The sequence below is a fragment of the Moorena sp. SIO3I6 genome (genome assembly GCF_010672095.1).
Window position 1 is genome coordinate 1 of record NZ_JAAHHU010001638.1, and the last position, 1,110, is coordinate 1,110.

General features: G+C 45.9%; 2 protein-coding genes and 1 pseudogene. All 3 read left to right on the top strand.

From position 1 onward, the window contains the following. Positions 1 to 287, top strand: a pseudogene (locus tag F6K49_RS51900) (Zn-dependent hydrolase); the annotation flags it as partial. After that, positions 288 to 767, top strand: a complete 480-nt coding sequence (locus F6K49_RS51905; protein ID WP_293110840.1) for a hypothetical protein — start codon at positions 288 to 290, stop codon at positions 765 to 767. 55 nt (positions 768 to 822) lie between these two features. Further along, positions 823 to 1,110, top strand: a 288-nt coding sequence (locus F6K49_RS51910) for a hypothetical protein (protein WP_293110842.1), incomplete at its 3' end; no start/stop codon positions are given.

Below are 1,110 nucleotides of genomic sequence, written 5' to 3' on the forward strand. Positions count from 1 at the left end.
CTGATTTAGCTTTGATTCCAGTGGGAGGGGGACCAAAAGCCTACACCCCTCAAGAAGCTAAACAGGCATTTGATTTCCTTAAGGCCAAGATCATGATTCCTACTCATTTCCGAACCAAGGCCGCTGATGCCGAACAGTGTGATATTTTGCCAGTGGAGGAGTTCTTAACATTGATGAAGGACACACCCATACGCCGTGCCAAAAACGATACCATTACGATTAGCTCAGGGGATTTATCCCAAGATGGGTCAGTGATTCAACTAATGAGTTACAACTACAACTTTTAAATGCGCTTGCCTAGCCCCTTACCCAGACTGCAACCGCCTTTCTGGATTGGTGGAGTGGCGGTTTTAGGCATGATTTTCTGGATTGAAACCCTACGGCAGTTTGGGTTTGTTGTTCCAACTCCCTTTATACTTCTTTTCTTTGCTGTTGCCCTAACTGCCAGTATCGACGGATTACTTGCTGGAGTTACCAGTGCCACAGTATGGGCAATTTACCTGATCTATGCCTCTGCTGTTCACGTTGGTTCACCGAGTTTAACCGGGGGTTCAGTAGAGGTGAGTTTGGGGATTCTAGTTGTGGTCTTACTGGCTGTGCGGCTCGGCTGGATAAAAGACCAGAATCAGAAGCTGATCCAAAAGTTGCGACAAGCCAGCCTTGAGCTAGAACGACGGATTGAACAACGCACCGCTGAACTCTTAACCACCAATTCTAGACTCTCCAAGGAGCAACTTCCTGGTAAATATTTTCTCCGACATACTTGACATTTAACGACAAACTGTATTTATCTGTATTTGTAGTCAATACAAATAGCGATGGATGGATCAGTCAATTACGTCCCGCCCCGAGTCGCCTCAACAAGACTTGGGGTCAGCACCAGGACACAAGAGATGTGGCTTGAAGAAGGGAAAATCCAAGGAATTAAGACACCTGGAGGACTTTGACGATACGACTTGGACTCAGTCGTCTCTATTCCAACAACAAAAACTGGCAAAGACGAAAGATCTACCATTTTGTATGCCAGAGTTTCAAGCCGCTCTCAAAAAGCCGATCTTGAGCAACAAGTACAGTTTCTCAAGTCTCGTTACCCAGAAGCAGAGATTATCA

Bases quoted from the DNA above. Each gene is read 5' to 3' on its own strand.
- F6K49_RS51905 (WP_293110840.1), top strand. From the start codon at position 288: ATGCGCTTGCCTAGCCCCTTACCCAGACTGCAACCGCCTTTCTGGATT.